The 17,109-nt window shown below is 63.4% G+C and carries 19 protein-coding genes and 2 pseudogenes; 15 read left to right on the plus strand and 6 right to left on the minus strand.

Annotation, left to right across the window (positions count from 1 at the left end):
• Window positions 1-46 precede the first annotated feature (46 nt).
• From AC56QP_RS28120 to AC56QP_RS28135, 4 genes and pseudogenes are all read right to left on the minus strand, one after another.
• Window positions 47-1,120 (minus strand): YeiH family protein, encoded by a 1,074-nt coding sequence (locus AC56QP_RS28120; protein ID WP_489862520.1) that lies wholly within the window; start codon window positions 1,118-1,120, stop codon window positions 47-49.
• Window positions 1,121-1,696: 576 nt separating this feature from the next.
• Window positions 1,697-2,083, minus strand: a complete 387-nt coding sequence (locus tag AC56QP_RS28125) for an ester cyclase (protein WP_489862519.1) — start codon at window positions 2,081-2,083, stop codon at window positions 1,697-1,699.
• A 178-nt stretch (window positions 2,084-2,261) separates the two neighbouring features.
• Window positions 2,262-2,465 (minus strand): annotated as a pseudogene (locus AC56QP_RS28130) (LysR substrate-binding domain-containing protein); the annotation flags it as partial.
• Window positions 2,466-2,477: 12 nt separating this feature from the next.
• Complete coding sequence (locus tag AC56QP_RS28135) at window positions 2,478-3,068, minus strand: cation efflux transmembrane domain-containing protein (protein WP_489862518.1); 591 nt, start codon at window positions 3,066-3,068, stop codon at window positions 2,478-2,480.
• A 330-nt stretch (window positions 3,069-3,398) separates the two neighbouring features.
• Here AC56QP_RS28135 and AC56QP_RS28140 point away from each other — a divergent pair, with 330 nt between their 5' ends.
• The 13 genes from AC56QP_RS28140 (at window position 3,399) to arsK (ending at window position 14,510) form a co-directional block, all read left to right on the plus strand.
• Window positions 3,399-3,866 carry a GNAT family N-acetyltransferase gene (locus tag AC56QP_RS28140; protein WP_489862517.1) on the plus strand — a complete coding sequence of 156 codons (468 nt, stop codon included), beginning with the start codon at window positions 3,399-3,401 and terminating at the stop codon, window positions 3,864-3,866.
• Between the two features lie 28 nt (window positions 3,867-3,894).
• On the plus strand, window positions 3,895-4,278 hold the full coding sequence (locus tag AC56QP_RS28145; RefSeq protein WP_489862516.1) for an ACT domain-containing protein: 384 nt from the start codon (window positions 3,895-3,897) through the stop codon (window positions 4,276-4,278).
• Between the two features lie 158 nt (window positions 4,279-4,436).
• Window positions 4,437-5,870: an aldehyde dehydrogenase family protein gene (locus tag AC56QP_RS28150; protein WP_489862515.1), complete on the plus strand. Its 1,434-nt coding sequence runs from the start codon at window positions 4,437-4,439 to the stop codon at window positions 5,868-5,870.
• 176 nt (window positions 5,871-6,046) lie between these two features.
• Complete coding sequence (locus AC56QP_RS28155; RefSeq protein WP_489862514.1) at window positions 6,047-7,123, plus strand: DUF4238 domain-containing protein; 1,077 nt, start codon at window positions 6,047-6,049, stop codon at window positions 7,121-7,123.
• Window positions 7,124-7,827: 704 nt separating this feature from the next.
• Complete coding sequence (locus AC56QP_RS28160; protein WP_489862513.1) at window positions 7,828-8,238, plus strand: antitoxin Xre-like helix-turn-helix domain-containing protein; 411 nt, start codon at window positions 7,828-7,830, stop codon at window positions 8,236-8,238.
• Entirely contained in the window at window positions 8,232-8,930 is a 699-nt protein-coding gene (locus tag AC56QP_RS28165; RefSeq protein WP_489862512.1) for an RES family NAD+ phosphorylase, read from the plus strand. The genes AC56QP_RS28160 and AC56QP_RS28165 overlap by 7 nt, the downstream gene beginning before the upstream one ends.
• Window positions 8,931-9,018: 88 nt before the next feature.
• Entirely contained in the window at window positions 9,019-9,351 is a 333-nt protein-coding gene (locus AC56QP_RS28170; protein WP_489862511.1) for an ArsR/SmtB family transcription factor, read from the plus strand.
• Between the two features lie 22 nt (window positions 9,352-9,373).
• A complete protein-coding gene (locus AC56QP_RS28175) occupies window positions 9,374-9,883 on the plus strand; it encodes an arsenate reductase ArsC (RefSeq protein ID WP_489862510.1) in 510 nt (169 codons plus the stop codon).
• A 17-nt stretch (window positions 9,884-9,900) separates the two neighbouring features.
• Window positions 9,901-11,010, plus strand: a complete 1,110-nt coding sequence (gene arsB, locus AC56QP_RS28180; protein WP_489862509.1) for an ACR3 family arsenite efflux transporter — start codon at window positions 9,901-9,903, stop codon at window positions 11,008-11,010.
• Window positions 11,007-11,423, plus strand: a complete 417-nt coding sequence (gene arsC, locus AC56QP_RS28185; RefSeq protein WP_489862508.1) for an arsenate reductase (glutaredoxin) — start codon at window positions 11,007-11,009, stop codon at window positions 11,421-11,423. The genes arsB and arsC overlap by 4 nt, the downstream gene beginning before the upstream one ends.
• Before the next feature lie 63 nt (window positions 11,424-11,486).
• Complete coding sequence (locus AC56QP_RS28190; RefSeq protein WP_256752284.1) at window positions 11,487-11,807, plus strand: ArsR/SmtB family transcription factor; 321 nt, start codon at window positions 11,487-11,489, stop codon at window positions 11,805-11,807.
• Window positions 11,808-11,851: 44 nt separating this feature from the next.
• Window positions 11,852-13,270 (plus strand): NAD(P)-binding domain-containing protein, encoded by a 1,419-nt coding sequence (locus tag AC56QP_RS28195; protein WP_489862507.1) that lies wholly within the window; start codon window positions 11,852-11,854, stop codon window positions 13,268-13,270.
• Window positions 13,263-14,510: an arsenite efflux MFS transporter ArsK gene (arsK, locus tag AC56QP_RS28200; protein WP_489862506.1), complete on the plus strand. Its 1,248-nt coding sequence runs from the start codon at window positions 13,263-13,265 to the stop codon at window positions 14,508-14,510. The genes AC56QP_RS28195 and arsK overlap by 8 nt, the downstream gene beginning before the upstream one ends.
• Before the next feature lie 22 nt (window positions 14,511-14,532).
• Here arsK and AC56QP_RS28205 read toward each other — a convergent pair.
• A pseudogene (locus AC56QP_RS28205) lies at window positions 14,533-14,625 on the minus strand (polar amino acid ABC transporter ATP-binding protein); the annotation flags it as partial.
• 77 nt (window positions 14,626-14,702) lie between these two features.
• On the opposite strand from AC56QP_RS28205, the gene AC56QP_RS28210 reads away from it, so the two are divergent.
• Entirely contained in the window at window positions 14,703-14,993 is a 291-nt protein-coding gene (locus AC56QP_RS28210; RefSeq protein ID WP_489863497.1) for an ArsR/SmtB family transcription factor, read from the plus strand.
• Between the two features lie 38 nt (window positions 14,994-15,031).
• Window positions 15,032-16,147: an alkene reductase gene (locus AC56QP_RS28215; protein WP_489862505.1), complete on the plus strand. Its 1,116-nt coding sequence runs from the start codon at window positions 15,032-15,034 to the stop codon at window positions 16,145-16,147.
• A gap of 202 nt (window positions 16,148-16,349) precedes the next feature.
• On the opposite strand, the gene AC56QP_RS28220 is transcribed toward AC56QP_RS28215, so the two are convergent.
• Window positions 16,350-17,093, minus strand: coding sequence for an amino acid ABC transporter ATP-binding protein (locus AC56QP_RS28220; RefSeq protein ID WP_489862504.1), 744 nt, complete (start codon window positions 17,091-17,093; stop codon window positions 16,350-16,352).
• Window positions 17,094-17,109 lie beyond the last annotated feature (16 nt).

Genomic DNA, 17,109 nt, shown 5'->3' on the forward strand with positions numbered 1-17,109 from the left:
CGATATGGTTTCGATTCCCAATCGCGCCGATCGAAGGGGCTGCTACCTAGGCGAACTTCACCAGCATCAGGCTGAAGCCGCCGATGAACAGGAAGGCCGAGAAGGCGAGCGCCAGCGGGCGCAGGCCACGCGAGCGCAGCTGCGAAATATCGGCCTGCAGGCCCATGGCGGCCAGCCCCATGGTCAGCATGATGGTGGTGGCTATCGCCATCGCCGATTTCACTTCGGCCGGCACCGCGACCAGGCTGTTCAGCGCCACGACGGCGACGAAAGCGGCGACGAACCACGGCATGGGCGGCCGCGCCCCGGATTGATCGCTTGCCTGATCGCTGCTCTTGCGGCGCGCCATCAGGCCGAGCGCGATGACCATAGGCGCCAGCATGGCGACGCGGGTGAGCTTGGCGACGGTGGCGATCTCGCCGGACTGGGTGCCGTTCTGGAAGCCGGCGCCGATAACCTGCGCCACCTCATGGATCGAGGCGCCAGCCCACAGGCCGAAAGCGTGCTGGTCGAGCCCCAGCACCGGCGCCAGCAGCGGGAAGCCGAGCATGGCGACGGTGCCGAACAGCGTGATAGAGGCGACGGCGTAGGTGACGTCCTCGTCGCGTGCATCGGTGACGATGTTGGTGGCGACGATGGCCGAGGCGCCGCAGATCGAGGTGCCGGCGGCGATCAGCTGCGCCAGCCTGGCGTCGACGCCGATCAGCCAGCCGAGCGTGACGGTGAAGACGAAGGTGGTGCCGAGCGTCAGTGCAACAATGCCGACGCCGCCGGCGCCGATCGACACCACCTGGCCAAGCGTCAGCTGGAAGCCGAGCAGCACGATGGCGAAGCGCAACAGCCGGCGCTGCGAAAAGGCGATGCCGGCCCTGGCGTGGGCGGGCGTGCCGAGCACATTGGAGTAGATCATGCCGGCGACGACGGCGAGGATCATCGGGCTGAACAAAGCGAAGCCGGAGACATTGCGGGCCGAGAAGGCGACGCCCGTGATCATGGCGACAAGGACGATGCCGGGGATGATCCCATTCCACACCGAATTGAGGCGGTTCCGGCGCTCGGCCAAATCGGCGGAAATCAGGCTGTTGGGAATATCGTTCGCGATGTGGGTAAGGAAAGACAATGCAATGCTCCAGGCGAGTAGGCCGGAGGAATGCCATTCCTACACCAATCTTTCCAACGAATTGTTATGGTTAGAATGATCGATTTTTACGAACGGTTTCTTTCATCGCCGGAGCCGGTGCCGCTCATTCGCCTGCAGCGCAATAAGGGGAAACGCCCGACCCATGGGCGACTCAATCTGACCGCACAGGGGATGACGGCGCGCGCTGGATGATGGCGGACCGTTGCACTCTTCGATTGCCGTAACGGCATGGATCCTAGGGTCTGCGCCGCGTCGCTTCGCTCCTTGCTCCGCCCTAGGATGACGAAGAGAAGGTGCCTCAGCTATTCTCGAAAGTCAGCGGTTGGCATGATGCCAGGCTCTGATGTTTGTGATTGGCCAAAGGCCACAGTGCCTTCGTCATCCTAGGGCGTAGCAGTCGCGAAGCGACGTCGCGGAGACCCTAGGATCCATGCCGTGACCTTTGAGCGATGCTGCGTTGAACAACAGGGCAGCATTTTGCTTGTCCTCCGCGAGATGGTCTTGCCGGGCAAGATTCGCGACCTGGATCAACCGACCTTTGCAGGCCGTCCGCACCTAGAGCTGCGCTTCGATGGCCGCCTTGTCGATGACCGACCAGACATGCCTGATCCTGCCGTCGAGAAATTCATAGAAAACGTTCTCGCTGAAGGAGACTTTCCTGCCGTTGACGGGCAGGCCAAGGAAATTTGCCGTTGGCGTGCAGTTGAACTGAAGCCGGCTGGCTATGAACGGCGTATCGGAGACCAGCAGCTGGATGTCGAAATAGAGGTCGGGAATTTCGGAAAAGTCCCGTTCCAGCATCTTGCGGTATCCGGCCAGTCCGATCCGGTCGCCATTGTAGTGCACCTCGTCATGAACGAACCGGTGGAGGTTTCGCCAGTCCTGATTGTTGAGGCAGGTGATGTAGCCGAGATAGGTGTCGGTAAGATCGGGGTCGGTCACGGCGATTGCTCCGGTGCTTCCGTCAGATCACGTTCAGCCTGGAAGATAGAACACTCCCAGATGCAGTCCAGATGGACTACGCTCTGGCGACTGTTCCATCCGGAAGGAAATCGGGATGGGACTCTATCCGTTTGTTTGAGCACAATCTTTTCCGTAAACCGGGTTCCGTTTTTCGGCCCTAGCCGCGATAGCGCAGCGCGTCGACCAGCAACGAGAAGGCGGGCGTCGCCTGGCGGCGGCTGGGGTAATAGAGGTGGTAGCCGGCGAAGGGCGCGCACCAGTCGGCAAGCACCCGCACCAGCCGGCCGTCGGCCAGGCAGGGCGTCACCTGGTCCTCGGGCAGATAGGCGAGACCCAATCCGGCAAGGGGCGTGCCCGAGCGGGCGGTCGTGTCTCAGCTTGGGATTTGGCTTTCCGCGAACTCGCGTCTCGCGGCGGTGAAAACCTCGCGGGCGGCGTCCGCGTTCATGGCGGCGATTGCAAGGCCAATGACAATGTCCGGCCAGGCCGAGTTCCACACAAATGCCGTGACCAGGCCGGCGGCGATGATTGCCACATTCGCCAGGACATCGTTGCGCGCCGACAGGAATGCCGCGTGAGTGAGGCTGCCGCTGTGATGGCGATAGCGAGCGAGCATGAGCGCGCATGTCAGGTTGACGAGGATCGCGCCAGCGGCGGTCAGCGTCAGCGGAACGGGCGCCGGCGGAATTGGAATGTTGAACTTCTCCCAGGCCGTCCAAAGGGTCGCCAAAGCCGGAACCAGAAGTACCCCCGCCAGCGCCATTCCGAGCCGCGCTCGATTGCGGATGGTCCAGCCCAGCGCGACCATGATCAGCAGGTTGACGGATGCATCCTCGAGAAAATCGATGCTGTCGGCGAACAGCGATACCGATCCGATCCAGACAGCCACGGCAAACTCGATTCCGAAATAGCCAAGGTTCAGGATGGCGACCATCCGCACCGTCTTGTTCAGCGTTCCGGTCATATCTTGTCCATCGATCAATTGCCGTTACGGCCGTTACGGCAAAGCATATATAGCGATTCCCTGCTCGGCGGACCTGAAGGCCAGAACCGCGTCGCCGATATGGGACATTACCGATCGAGCGGCCGTCTTGACAGCGCCGCTGCTCCTGTTCCAGCTTGACGCCATGTTCGTCCTTGCGCCCGCCAACACCAAGCGACGCCGCTCCCGCACAATGCGGAGCGGCAAGCTGATCGCGCGACGACAAAGACCGGCACGATAGATCCGGTTCGTTCGTTTCCCAGCCCCGCCCGCGAAACCGCCGGCGGGGTTTTCCATGTCTGGAGCATTGTGATGACCATCGTTACTTCCATCCGGCTTCGGCCGGCCGAACCCGCTGATACCACAGCCATCAGGGATATCGTGCGCGCCGCCTATGCCAAATGGGTGCCGCTGATCGGCCGCGAGCCGCTGCCCATGCGCGCCGACTACGACAAGGCCGTTGCCGAGCATTCGTTCGATCTCGCCATCGAGGAGGGCCGCATGGTGGGGATGATCGAAACCATGCTGGCCGAGGATCATCTCTGGATCGAGAATGTCTGCGTCGCGCCGCTGGCGCAGGGCAGGGGGATCGGCCGGCTGCTGCTGGAACAGGCCGAGCGCAGGGCGGGTGAAGCCGGCCGGCGCGAGCTTCGGCTGCTGACCAATGGCGCCTTCGAGGCCAATGTGTCGCTGTACAAACGGCACGGCTATGTAATCGACCGCGAAGAGCCGTTCATGGGCGGCATGACGGTCTATATGAGCAAGAAACTGGCGCGATAGCCGGCAATCGGAAGAGCGGGACTCGACAATGACTGCCAGGATCAGATTGAAGCAACTTCCCAGGCTTTACGCGATTTCGCGGCTCGAGCCGGGCGACGCCATTCCCGGTTGGGCGGACGGGCCCGGCTTTGTCAGCATCACCAGGACCGACGACGAACTTTCGATCGTCTGCCTGCAGGATCGCGTTCCGGATGCCGTCAGGCAGGACAGCGACTGGGTCGCCTTCAAATTCGAAGGGCCGTTTGCCTTCGGCGAGACCGGTATCGTGCTGTCGGTCATCAGGCCGTTGTCGGAAAACGGGTTGGGCATCTTCGTGGTGTCCACCTTCGATGGCGACCATCTCCTGGTGAAAGCGACGGATCAGGCCGCCGCGAGGCGGCTTCTGGTCGAGGCTGGACATACGTTGCTGTAGTCATCCTCACCAGGCAGGTGCTGGCCCCTGGCTCAACGACTGGCGCGCTGGCTCAACCATTTCGGGGGTTGCGTTTGACAGCGCTGTTTGTGCATCGTTATTTCTAGCCAGATATGACGGTCGGCACGGCCACGCGGCACACCCCCTAGGAGCAAACCATGTCACACAATCTGCAGTTCTATATCGATGGCGCGTGGGTCGATCCTGTCGTGCCCAACACGCTCGATGTCATCGATCCGTCGAACGAGGACGCCTTCGCGCAGATCTCGCTTGGCTCCAAGGCCGATGTCGACAAGGCGGTGGCCGCCGCCAAGCGCGCCTTCAACACGTTCGGTTTCACGTCGGTCGAAGAGCGGCTCGATATCCTGTACCGCGTCATCGAGGTCTACAAGAAGCGCAGCGCCGATCTGGCGCTGGCCGTGTCACGCGAGATGGGCGCGCCGCGCCAGTTCGCGCTCGACAGCCAGGTCGGTGTCGGGCTGGCGCATCTGCAGAAGATGGCGGAGGTGCTGAAGTCGTTCCAGTTCCGTCACGTCAAGGGCTCTTCGCTGATCGTCAAGGAGCCGATCGGCGTCGTCGGCCTGATCACGCCGTGGAACTGGCCGCTGAACCAGATCACCTGCAAGGTGGGTCCGGCGCTTGCCGCCGGCTGCACCATGGTGCTGAAGCCGTCCGAGATCGCGCCGCTCGATGCCATCATCTTCGCCGAGATCATCGATGAGGCCGGCGTGCCCAAGGGCGTCTTCAACCTCGTCAACGGCGACGGCCCGGGTGTCGGGCAGGCGCTGTCCAGCCATCCCGACATCGACATGATGTCGTTCACCGGCTCGACGCGGGCCGGCATCCTGGTGGCCAAGGCCGCCGCCGACACGGTCAAGCGCGTGCACCAGGAGCTTGGCGGCAAGTCGGCCAACATCCTGTTCCCGGATGTCGATCTCGCCACCGCCGTCACCAAGGGCGTCGCCGGCTGCTTCGGCAACAGCGGCCAGTCCTGCAACGCGCCGACGCGGATGTTCGTGCCGCGCGACCGCCATGACGAGGCGGCGGGCTATGCCAAGGCCGCGGCGGAAAAGTTCACCGTCGGTCCCGCTGACGCCGCTGGCACCAGGCTTGGCCCGGTGGTCAGCCAGGTCCAGTTCGACAAGATCCAGGACCTCATCCAGAGCGGCATCGACGAAGGCGCGACGCTGGTCGCGGGCGGCCCCGGTCGGCCGGCTGAACTCAACCGCGGCTACTACATCCGGCCGACGGTGTTCGCCGACGTCACGCACGACATGCGCATCGCGCGCGAGGAGATCTTCGGGCCGGTGCTGGCGATCCTGCCCTATGACACCGTCGAACAGGCGGTCGAGCAGGCCAACGACACCGTCTACGGCCTGGCCTCCTACATCCAGGCCAAGGACATCAAGAAGGCGCGCGACGTGGCGGCGCGCATGCGCTCCGGCAACGTCTACATCAACTATCCGACCTGGGACGCCGGCCTGCCGTTCGGCGGCTACAAGCAGTCCGGTAACGGCCGCGAATATGCCGAATACGGGCTCGAGGATTTCCTCGAGATCAAGGGCATCGCGGGGTATGAGGCGGCGGAGTAAGGCCTCAGCTATTTGCAGCTGGCAAGCGTCGGCGCTGACGGACAAGAAAGGGCGCGGTCTCGGCCGCGCTCTTGTTCCGGGTGCCCGCAGTCCGGCGGTGGCGCTGAGTTGTCCACAGCTCCCGATATTGCGCAACGACTTCGTCAGCATTCGTCGGCCGTGGTAGATGAACGGCTATGGCTCAGAACAAGAATCAGCATTATGTCCCAAGGTGTCATCTCAGGCCCTTCACGCTAAATGGCGAGGGCACATGCCTGAATTTGTATAACATTCGGTCAGGTAAAATAATTGAGGGGGCATCAGCTTCGGGGCAGTGTTCAAAAGATTACTTCTATGGGCACGACCTTGAGGTCGAGAAGGCATTCCAAGCAATAGAAGGTTTGTATGCCTCGACTATACGCAATATTGAGGCGCGAAATGGCGCAAAAGAAGATGCAGAATTATTCTCATTGCTAAATTTCGCCTTCCTGCAGCGTCTTCGCACAGACAATGCTGTACGCCGTGTCGATCAAATGCAACAGATGAATGAGGACGTTATCTTTCGTCGTGAAGAGCAGCAGGCTCAGCGATGGAAGCCAATGTCGCGTTTGGAGCTAGTCCAGCTAACTATGGGTGCCTACCGAGACCGTAGAGATGTGCTGGATGACCTCAAAACAGTGGTTGTCAGAAATGAGACAGAGTTGGAATTTGTTACCTCAGATGACCCGTCTATAAGCACCAATCGATATTATATACAGAAGTTAGGCGCGACGAACTTCGGTCTTTCAAACGCTGGGGCAATCATTGCCTTACCTATATCTCCTAGACTGCTTTTTCTGGCGTACGACGGTGGTTGCTATACGATCCCTGAAAAAAGCGGGGACGTTGTGCGTTTGAAAAAAACCGCAGATGTCGTGCACGTCAACAGGTTTCAGATTCTCAATTGCTCAGCCAATTTGTACTTCAGTGACATGGCGATGGCCTCCAAAATAGCGGCTCAGTTTGAAGAAGATGAAGCGAGCCGCATCGCTGTCTGGTCAGTCGTAGAGGAGTTGATTGAGGTGGCCGAGAATACGTTTCGTCGGGCCAGGACGGCCGAAGAGGCTCGGGGCGCAACACACACCATCGTTCACTCATCAAGCCGGCATCCTATCCCGGCCGGTTGGCCGTCCTTCCTTAAATTCCGTGATCCTGTACGTGTGGTCGAAACAGGGACGGGTGCGGGAGTAGTCAGGCGGGGCGGGACTCGTCCAAATTATGCAGAGGGTAGCTGAATGCATTTTCGACTATGGATAGACGAGCCGATCAAGCCTCGCAAACAGGCATCTCTAGTTGAGATTCACGCTTTGCGTAGGCATGTCCACCCCCAGATGAAGCGGCTATGGGACCAGTTCCCTTTATCGGGCCACAAAGAATGGATCAGGACAACGCCCCCTGTGCAGGGAGAAATCGCTGTTCTTGAGCAACGGGGCTCAAAGGAATTCGTCCCGCTCGTAACTAGCAAAGCTGCACTATATTGCTCGCTTGATATCCTGTTTATGCGAACTGAGCCCCCCGGACATCTTATAGGGCACGGCGGTGATATAGATAACCGTCTGAAGACGTTGTTTGATGCCCTCCGAGTGCCTCCCTTAGACCAGATCAATTCACTTGGCTCCGAAACTGAAGGTGACGAAAGCCCACTTTATTGTCTGCTAGAGGACGATGCCCTGATTGCAAACGTCAATGTGACAACGGATCGCTTGCTGATTTCCGATAAGCCACACGACATAAGGGCAGTAATCAAGGTTACGCTTCATGGCTCCAAGCTCACTTGGGGTAACATGGATCTGCTCGGGACTTGAATCAGTGTAACGAGTACAGCGCGTAAACCGCCCACGAGCGTTCAACACGACGCTTCCGGTCTGCGGCGGCTGGGCCCTCTCCTTGCCATTTGGCAAATACATGCTATATCTCTGCCAATAGCGAGGGAGCGAAAATGCAGCTTCAGCCCATAGTCACCACGCCGTCCACGGTTGGCAGCGTCATTACCGACGACGAGGCGGGCGCGTTGGCGCGCACCACGGTCAACCTGTTCAAGGCCTGGAATCTCACCGATAGCGAGGCCTGCATCCTGCTCGGCGGCATGTCGGCGCGCACCTGGGCACGATGGAAGGAAGGCGGCATCGGCCGGATCGACCGCGACCTGCGCACCCGCATGGCGCATCTGATGGGCATCCACAAAGGCCTGCGCTATCTCTTCACCGAGCCGGCGCGCGGCTACGCCTGGATCCGCAAGCCCAATGCCACCTTCGGCGGCCAGTCGGCCCTCGACCTGATGCTGCGCGGAGAAATCGCCGATCTCGCCGCGATGCGCGAATGGCTCGATGCGGAGCGTGGTGCATGGTGAGTGGGCTTGCGGTCCGTCGCCGCGTCGACTGGCACCAGACCTTCCGCATCATCCGCTCCATTCATCCCCCGATCGACCTCTTCGAGGACATTGCCGACCCGCGCGACTGGGAGGCGCTGGCCGCCGTCGAGGAGAAGACGAACCCGCGCATCCGGCTCGAACTCGGCGATCTCGGCAAGGTGCCGGCCGCAAGGCGGGTTTCCGGCCCCGGCGCCAGCTTCGTGATGGCGCCCTTCGTGCATTGTTCGACGCTGCGGCCGGGCCGGTTCTCGGATGGCAGCTACGGAATCTACTATGCCGGCGACAGCGAGGAGGTGGCGCTGGCCGAAACCATCCACCACCATCAGAAATTCATGCGCGCCACCGACGAGGATGCGGGCTGGACGGCGGATTTCCGCGTGCTGATCGGCAGTGTCGACCGCGACCTCGACGACGTGAACGCGGTGCCCGGCGTGCTCGACCCGGACGACTACACCGCCTCGCAGGCGGAAGGGCGCGCCCTGCGGGCCGCCGGCAGCGACGGGCTGGTGTGGAACAGCGTGCGCAGACGGGGCGGGGGCTGCATCGGTATCTTCTGGCCGGACGCGATCACCGTTCCGGTCCAGGGCCGGCATTACAGCTACCACTGGGACGGCGCCCGCGTGGATTTCGTGCGCCAGCACGATACGGGAAAGGTGATGGCGGTCGTATAGTGGCAGGCGAAGGCGCTGCCTCCAGATCGCTTTACAGATCGCAGGGAAGGCGGTATCTAGAAATCCATAAATCCAAGGATTCGGATATATGGATAAAAAAGGCACGTTGAACGCGCTGGCCGCGCTTGGCCAGGAGACGCGGCTGGATGTCTTCCGGCTGCTGGTGCGCGCCGGTCCGGAAGGCATTGCGGCGGGCGAGATCGCCACAAGGCTGAATACGGTCCAGAACACCATGTCGGCGCATTTGAAGGTGCTGGCCCATGCGGGGCTGATCCGCCCCGAACGCGACGGCCGCATCGTGCGCTATGTCGCCGACATGACCGGCTTCCGCGACCTTTTGGCCTATCTGATGGAAGATTGCTGCAACGGGGCGCCGGAGCTCTGCCGTCCCGTCATCAATGCCGTGGCGTGCGGCTGTTAATCTTGTGTGGGAGCAATCGCCAATGAGCAATCCGACATTCAACGTGCTGTTTCTGTGCACCGGCAATTCGGCCCGGTCGATCCTTGCCGAAGCGATCCTGAACCGTGTCGGCGCCGGAAAGTTCAAGGCCTATTCGGCCGGATCGCAGCCGAAAGGCGAGGTGCATCCCTACGCGCTGCAATTGCTGAAAAGCCTCAACTACGACACGTCTTTCGCCCGCTCGAAGAGCTGGGAAGAGTTCGCGGTTCCCAGCGCGCCGGAGATGAACTTCGTGTTCACGGTCTGCGACAACGCCGCCAATGAGTCCTGTCCGATCTGGCCGGGGCAGCCGATGACGGCACATTGGGGCATTCCCGATCCCGCTGCCGTCGAAGGCACGGACGCCGAAAAGCATCTCGCCTTCGCCGAAGCCTACCGCATGCTCAACAACCGGATCTCGACCTTCGTCAGTCTGCCGGTGAACATGGTCGACAAGCTCGCCTTGCAGAAGCGGCTGGACGAGATCGGCCGCAACCTGCCGAAGGCCGGCTGAGCCAAGGAACCCCCATCATGACCGATCACGTTCTGAACGCTGGCGAGGCACCGAGGCCCGGCATCGGCTTCGTCGAGAAATACCTGACGGTGTGGGTGGCGCTGTGCATCGTCGCCGGTGTGGCGCTCGGCCATTTGCTGCCGGGCGTGTTCGGCGCCATCGCGGCGGCCGAAATCGCCAGGGTCAACATTCCCGTCGCCGTGCTGATCTGGCTGATGATCGTGCCAATGCTGTTGCGCGTCGATTTCGCCTCGCTGGCCAGCGTCGGCACCTATTGGCGCGGCATCGGCGTGACGCTGTTCATCAACTGGGCGGTGAAGCCGTTCTCGATGGCGCTGCTGGGCTGGCTCTTCATCGGCTGGCTGCTGCGGCCCTGGCTGCCCGCCGCGCAGATCGATTCCTACATCGCCGGGCTGATCATCCTGGCCGCGGCCCCTTGCACGGCAATGGTGTTCGTGTGGTCGAACCTGACGCGCGGCGAGCCGAATTTCACGCTGTCGCAAGTGGCGCTGAACGACGCGATCATGATCGTCGCCTTCGCGCCCATCGTCGGGCTGCTGCTCGGCCTGTCGGCGATCACCGTGCCATGGGGCACGCTGGTGCTGTCGGTGGCGCTCTACATCATCCTGCCGGTGATCGTCGCGCAGCTGGTCCGCGCCCGGCTGCTGGCGGCGAAGGGGCAGGGCGGGCTCGATGCGCTGCTGGCCGCGCTGCAGCCCTTGTCGCTGGTTGCGCTGCTGGCGACGCTGGTGCTGCTGTTCGGCTTCCAGGGCGAGCAGATCATCGCCCAGCCGCTGGTGATCGCGCTGCTGGCGGTGCCGATCCTGATTCAGGTCTACTTCAACTCCGGCCTTGCCTATCTGCTCAACCGCATCACAGGCGAGCGGCACTGCGTGGCCGGGCCCTCGGCGCTGATCGGCGCGTCGAACTTCTTCGAACTGGCGGTGGCGGCGGCGATTGCGCTGTTCGGGCTGGATTCGGGTGCGGCGCTGGCGACCGTGGTCGGCGTCCTCATCGAGGTTCCGGTCATGCTGTCGGTGGTGTGGATCGTCAACCGCAGCAAGGGCTGGTACGAACAGGGCGCCGCCGTCAGCAACACCATGTCGACAGAGAGGGCCGCGAAATGACCGTCACCATCTATCACAATCCGGCCTGCGGCACGTCGCGCAACACGCTGGCGATTATCCGACAGTCCGGCGAGGAGCCGGAGGTGATCGAATATCTGAAGACGCCGCCGTCACGGCAAAGACTGGTCGAGCTGATCGCGGCGATGGGCATGACACCGCGCGAGTTGCTGCGCGAGAAGGGCACGCCCTATGCCGAACTCGGCCTTGCCGATCCGAAATGGTCCGATGACGAGCTGCTCGATTTCATGCTGGCGCATCCGATCCTGATCAACCGGCCGATCGTCGTCAGCCCGCTCGGCGTCGTCCTGGCACGGCCGTCGGAAAGGGTGCTGGATATCCTGCCCAACCCGGAGATCGGCGCGTTCACCAAGGAGGATGGCGAGGTGGTCATCGCGGGCAAGCGCGCCGGCTGATCATATTTCCATATTTTTCGAAATAGTCTTGACGGCTCGAGAAGTGCCGTGTAGATTATTTCGATGAAACTCGAAAAAGCAGCCTCCCAGCTCGAAGCGCTCGGCAACCCGACGCGGCTTCAGCTTTACCGCATCCTGGTGCGCGCCGGCGAGGGCGGGCTGCCCGTGGGCAGCGTCCAGGGCAAGCTCGACATTCCGTCCTCGACGCTGTCGCATCACCTCAAGCGGCTGGTCGACACCGGTCTGGTGACGCAGGAGCGGCAAGCGACGACGCTGATCTGCCGCGCCAACTATCCCGGCATGAACGCGCTGATCGGCTATCTTGCCGACGAGTGCTGCGCCGATGCCAGTTGCGCGCCCGCCGTCGGCAAGGCGCTGGCTTGATTTTTTTGCCTCAATAATTCGAAGATACCAGAAGGATCGAACCAATGGACATGATGGCAAACCTTCCCGTCGCGGTGATCGGCGCTGGCCCGGTCGGCCTCGCCGCCGCCGCGCATCTCGTCGAGCGCGGCATCCGTCCGCTCATCCTCGAACGCGGTGAAAGCGTTGGCGCGGCGCTGCTCGAATGGGGCCATGTGAGGGTGTTCTCGCCTTGGGAATACAATATCGACGCGGCGGCGCGGGCGCTGCTCGACAGCTCCGGCTGGACGGCGCCGGCCCTGCGCGGCCTGCCGACCGGCGGCGAGATCGTGCGCGATTATCTGGCGCCGCTCGCCGCACTTCCCGCGATCGCCGCCAATCTGAAGCTCGGCACCGAGGTCACCGCGATCACCCGCCAGGGACATGACAAGGTCGCCAATGAGGGACGCAAGGACGCCCCCTTCGTCATCCGCTATCGCGATTCCGGCGGCGAGCACCGCGTTCTCGCACGCGCCGTCATCGACGCCTCCGGAACATGGTGGCGGCCGAACCCGATCGGCGTCGACGGGTTGCCGGTTGCCGGCGAAGGCGCGGCCGCGGCGCGCATCGCCTACGGCATTCCCGACGTGGTCGGCAAGGCGAGAAAAGACTATGCGGGCAAGCGCGTCCTCGTCATCGGCGGCGGGCATTCGGCCATCAACGTCGCGCTGGCGCTGATGGAGCTGCAGGACGCGGCACCGGGCACCGAGATCTTCTGGGCGCTGCGCCACGGCAGCGTCGAAAGATTGCTTGGCGGCGGGCTGAACGACCAGTTGCCCGAACGCGGCGCGCTTGGCCTGGCCGCCAAGCAGGCGATGGCGGACGGCAGGCTGAACATGCTGGCTCCCTTCGCCGTCAACCGCATCGCAATGCGGGGCGAGGAGCTCGCCGTCGACGCCAGCCTGGCCGGCAAGCCGTTCAGCCTTGCCGTCGACCGTATCGTCGTGGCCACCGGCTTCCGGCCCGACCTGTCGTTCCTCAGCGAAATCCGCATCGCGCTCGATCCCGTTGTCGAAGCGCCGCCGGCGCTGGCGCCGCTGATCGATCCGAACTTTCACTCCTGCGGCACGGTTCCGGCGCATGGCATCCGCGAACTCGCTCATCCCGAACCCGGTTTCACCATCGTCGGCTCGAAATCCTACGGCCGCGCCCCGACCTTCCTGATGGCGACCGGCTACGAGCAGGTCCGTTCCGTGGTCGCCGATATTGCCGGAGATCACGCAGCGGCCCGCGAGGTGCGGCTGGTGCTGCCGGAGACCGGCGTGTGCAGCGCCGATGTCGTGACCGGACCGGAAAGCGCGGGTTGCTGCGGCGGGCCTCCTCCCGCCACTGTCGATGCCTGCTGTGTCAGGGATGCCGACGCCAAGGCAAGTGGCGCGTCGGGCTGCGGCTGCGGAACCGATGCCAAGGCCAGGAAAGTCGTGGCGGCCGGCGTCGATGCCTGACCGGTCCGCCCTGCGCAAGGCGATCTGGGGGCTCGGGCTGACCCAGATCATCGGCTATGGCACGCTCTATTACAGCTTCTCGATCCTGGCGCCGGCGATGGCCAGGGAATTCGGCCTCACGCAAGGCTGGGTGTTCGGCGCCCTCTCAGCCTCGCTGTTCGCCGGCAGCCTGTTCGCGCCGACGGCGGGGCGCTGGGCCGACCGCTTCGGCGCCGGGCGCATCATGACCATCGGCTCGGTCGCCGCCGCCATGGCGCTGGCGCTGTGCGCCGTGTCGCCCGGCCGGGTGACGTTCGTTCTCGCGCTGCTGGCGATGGAGCTGGCTTCCAGCTTCGTCCTCTACAGCGCCGCCTTCGTGGCGATCGTGCAGATCGGAGTCCCCAGGCCGCAACGCAGCATCACCCACCTGACGCTCATCGCGGGATTCGCCTCGACCCTGTTCTGGCCGCTGACCTCGGCGCTGCATGCCCATCTGACATGGCGCGAGGTCTACCTGCTGTTCGCGGTGCTGAACCTCGGGCTCTGCCTGCCGATCCACGCCCGGCTGATGCGCCTGTCGCGCCGCCACGCGACGGCCGCGCCGCAAGGCGAGGGACGAGCCCTGGCGCATGAAGCGGGCGCGCCGCTCGATCCGCGCCGCGGACGGGTGGCGTTTCTCCTCATGCTGGCGGGTTTCGCCACCGAGGGTTTCGTGCTGTCGGCAATCCTCATCCACATGGTGCCGCTGACGGCGGCACTTGGGCTGGGCACCGCCGGCCTCTTCGTTTCGACCCTGTTCGGGCCGGCGCAGGTCGCCAGCCGGCTGGTCAACATGCTGTTTGGCGGACGCCTTCAGCAAACGCATCTCGCCGTCATCGCCGCGTCGCTGCTCACAGCCGGGCTGTGTGCGCTGCTGCTGACCACGCCATGGCTGCCCGGCGCCTTCCTGTTCGTGTTCCTGTTCGGCCTCGGTTCCGGCCTCACCAGCATCGTCGGCGGCACCTTGCCGCTGGAGCTCTTCGGCCGCGAAGGCTATGGCGCGCGGCTGGGCTGGGCGAGTGCGGCCCGCCAGTTCACATCGTCCTTCGCGCCGTTCGCGCTCGCCTTCATGATGGCGCGCACATCCGTCGCCAATTCGCTGTGGGTGCTGGTGGCCGCCGCCGCGACCGGCGTGATCGCCTTCCTCGCCATCGCGCTTTTGAGAGGGCCCGCCGGCCGGGTCGCGTTCGCGATTGGGGGCAATCCGGAAGAGGCGACCTAAAGCGCGGCGGGATGCCGTGCCTTCAATGCCTGAGTATCTTGCTGAGGAAGGCGCACGTGCGGTCGGTCTTGGGGTACGAGAAGAACTCGTCCGGGGTGCCGCTTTCTCCGATCGCCGGCAAGAATGGAATGGTATTCCTGCCATATCGTCTCTAGCCGATCTATATATCGGTTAAGATCGATGCAGGTGAAGATGGACAACGACATCATATTGAAGGCGCTGGCGCATCCGTTTCGGCGGGACGTGCTGGCGTGGCTGAAGGAGCCCGAACGGCACTTCGCCGCCCAGGCGCATCCGCTCGAGATGGGTGTCTGCGCCAGCCAGTTCGACCGTCGCGGCCTGGCGCAGTCCAGCGTCTCGGCGCATCTGGCGACGCTGGCCTCGGCCGACCTCGTCACGACACGGCGGGTCGGCCAATGGGTCTTCTACAAGCGCAATGAAGAAACCATCGCCGCCTTCCAGGCCGCCCTGTCCGATCTCTGACAATCCTCCCCCCGTCCCCCATGAAAGGCTTTTTTCTCATGACTACACTCTTTGATCCGCTGCAGGCCGGCGACCTGGCGCTGGCGAACCGCATCGTCATGGCGCCGCTGACGCGCAATCGTTCACCCAATGCGGTCCCCGGCGACCTCTCGGTCACCTATTATGGTCAGCGCGCCACGGCCGGGCTGATCGTGACGGAGGCCACCGCTATCAGCCATCAGGGCCAGGGCTATGCCGACGTGCCAGGTCTCTATGGGGCGGACCAGCTTGCCGGCTGGAAGCGTGTCACGGACGCGGTCCATAGAGCCGGCGGCAAGATCGTGGTCCAGCTCTGGCATGTCGGACGCATCTCACATGTTTCGTTGCAGCCCGGCGGCGGCAAGCCGGTGGCGCCGTCGGCGATCAGGGCAAACTCCAAGACCTTCCTGGTCAAGCCGGATGGCAGCGGCGAGTTCGCCGAGACCTCCGAGCCGCGCGCGCTCGATGCGGCCGAAATCCCCGGCATCGTCGACGATTTCCGCCGCGCCGCCAAGGCGGCGATCGAGGTAGCGGGTTTCGACGGCGTCGAGATCCATGGTGCCAATGGCTATCTCGTCGACCAGTTCCTGCGCTCGGGCACCAACCATCGCACCGATGACTATGGCGGCTCCATCGAGAACCGGACGCGCTTCCTGTTCGAGGTGGTCGACGCGGTCACGGGCGCTGTCGGTGCCGGCAGAACCGGAATCCGGCTGTCGCCGGTGACGCCCGCCAACGACACTTCGGATGCCAATCCGCAGCCGTTGTTCAACCATGTGGTGGCGGGCCTGGGCAGCCGGGGCCTGGCCTATATCCATATCGTGGAAGGCGCGACCGGCGGCGCGCGCGACTTCAGCCAAGGCGACAAGCCGTTCGACTACGCGGAACTCAAGGCCACCTATCACAAGGCTGGCGGACGCGGTGCCTGGCTGGTGAACAATGGCTACGACAAGGAACTGGCCGAAAAGGCCGTTGCCGACGGCAAGGCGGACCTTGTCGCGTTCGGGAAGCTGTTCATCGCCAATCCCGACCTCGTCAGCCGGTTGAAGCGGAATGCTGAACTCAACGCCCCCGACAAGGCGACGTTCTATGGCGGCGACGCCAGGGGCTATACGGATTATCCGACGGCAGCCTGAGCCACCCATCCGGACGGTTTGCCCTTTCGCGCGCAGCAGAAGGGCAGCCGGTCGGCCTGTCACGACGACCGATGACTGGACTGAACAATTCGGCCCGGACGGCGTACAGATCCGTTGCAAGGCAACGCGATTCTTCGATTGATACAACGGTCGCCGGACAGATTGACGGGAAGCGCCGAGAAGGCGCTCCCTGTCGCCGCCTTCAATGCCTGAGTATCTTGCTCAGGAAGGCGCGGCTGCGCTCGGTCTTGGGATGCGAGAAGAACTCGTCCGGCGTGCCGCTTTCGACAATGGCGCCGGCGTCCATGAAGACCACGCGCTGGGCGACCTTGCGGGCAAAGCCCATCTCATGCGTCACCACCATCATGGTCATGCCTTCCTCGGCGACCGCCACCATGACGTCGAGCACTTCGGAGATCATCTCGGGGTCGAGCGCCGAAGTCGGCTCGTCGAACAGCATGATCTTGGGCCGCATGCCGAGGCAGCGCGCGATCGCCACGCGCTGCTGCTGGCCGCCGGAAAGCTGCGCCGGATAGGCGTCGACCTTGTCGGCGAGACCGACCTTGGCCAGCAATTCGCGCCCGGCCTGTTCGGCCTCGGCGCGCGGGATCTTGCGGACATGGATGGGGGCGAGTGTGACGTTCTCGAGCGCGGTCTTGTGCGGGTAGAGGTTGAACGACTGGAAGACGAAGCCGATCTCGGTGCGCAACTGCGTCATGTTGGTGGCGGGGTCGCCGAGGCGCTGGCCGTCGACGATGAGATCGCCGTCCTTGATCGTCTCCAGGCCGTTGATGCAGCGGATCAGCGTGCTCTTGCCCGAGCCGCTCGGGCCGCAGACGACGACCACTTCGCGCGGCTCGACGCTGAGCGTGATGTCCTTCAGCACGTTGAGCGCGCCGAACCATTTGTTGACGCGGCGAAAGTCGATCATGCCGGTTTTGGTCATGGTTGCCGGACCTTTG

This window comes from Mesorhizobium sp. RCAM 05104, from assembly GCF_059683645.1.

What these genes read in the sequence shown, in the direction of transcription:
- AC56QP_RS28135 (WP_489862518.1), bottom strand. Translation starts at nt 3,068, where the DNA reads ATGACCGGAACGCTGAACAAGACGGTGCGGATGGTCGCCATCCTGAAC.
- AC56QP_RS28140 (WP_489862517.1), top strand. Translation starts at nt 3,399, where the DNA reads ATGACCATCGTTACTTCCATCCGGCTTCGGCCGGCCGAACCCGCTGAT.
- AC56QP_RS28145 (WP_489862516.1), top strand. Translation starts at nt 3,895, where the DNA reads ATGACTGCCAGGATCAGATTGAAGCAACTTCCCAGGCTTTACGCGATT.
- AC56QP_RS28150 (WP_489862515.1), top strand. Translation starts at nt 4,437, where the DNA reads ATGTCACACAATCTGCAGTTCTATATCGATGGCGCGTGGGTCGATCCT.
- AC56QP_RS28155 (WP_489862514.1), top strand. Translation starts at nt 6,047, where the DNA reads ATGGCTCAGAACAAGAATCAGCATTATGTCCCAAGGTGTCATCTCAGG.
- AC56QP_RS28160 (WP_489862513.1), top strand. Translation starts at nt 7,828, where the DNA reads ATGCAGCTTCAGCCCATAGTCACCACGCCGTCCACGGTTGGCAGCGTC.
- AC56QP_RS28165 (WP_489862512.1), top strand. Translation starts at nt 8,232, where the DNA reads ATGGTGAGTGGGCTTGCGGTCCGTCGCCGCGTCGACTGGCACCAGACC.
- AC56QP_RS28170 (WP_489862511.1), top strand. Translation starts at nt 9,019, where the DNA reads ATGGATAAAAAAGGCACGTTGAACGCGCTGGCCGCGCTTGGCCAGGAG.
- AC56QP_RS28175 (WP_489862510.1), top strand. Translation starts at nt 9,374, where the DNA reads ATGAGCAATCCGACATTCAACGTGCTGTTTCTGTGCACCGGCAATTCG.
- arsB (WP_489862509.1), top strand. Translation starts at nt 9,901, where the DNA reads ATGACCGATCACGTTCTGAACGCTGGCGAGGCACCGAGGCCCGGCATC.
- arsC (WP_489862508.1), top strand. Translation starts at nt 11,007, where the DNA reads ATGACCGTCACCATCTATCACAATCCGGCCTGCGGCACGTCGCGCAAC.
- AC56QP_RS28190 (WP_256752284.1), top strand. Translation starts at nt 11,487, where the DNA reads ATGAAACTCGAAAAAGCAGCCTCCCAGCTCGAAGCGCTCGGCAACCCG.
- AC56QP_RS28195 (WP_489862507.1), top strand. Translation starts at nt 11,852, where the DNA reads ATGGACATGATGGCAAACCTTCCCGTCGCGGTGATCGGCGCTGGCCCG.
- arsK (WP_489862506.1), top strand. Translation starts at nt 13,263, where the DNA reads ATGCCTGACCGGTCCGCCCTGCGCAAGGCGATCTGGGGGCTCGGGCTG.
- AC56QP_RS28210 (WP_489863497.1), top strand. Translation starts at nt 14,703, where the DNA reads ATGGACAACGACATCATATTGAAGGCGCTGGCGCATCCGTTTCGGCGG.
- AC56QP_RS28215 (WP_489862505.1), top strand. Translation starts at nt 15,032, where the DNA reads ATGACTACACTCTTTGATCCGCTGCAGGCCGGCGACCTGGCGCTGGCG.
- AC56QP_RS28220 (WP_489862504.1), bottom strand. Translation starts at nt 17,093, where the DNA reads ATGACCAAAACCGGCATGATCGACTTTCGCCGCGTCAACAAATGGTTC.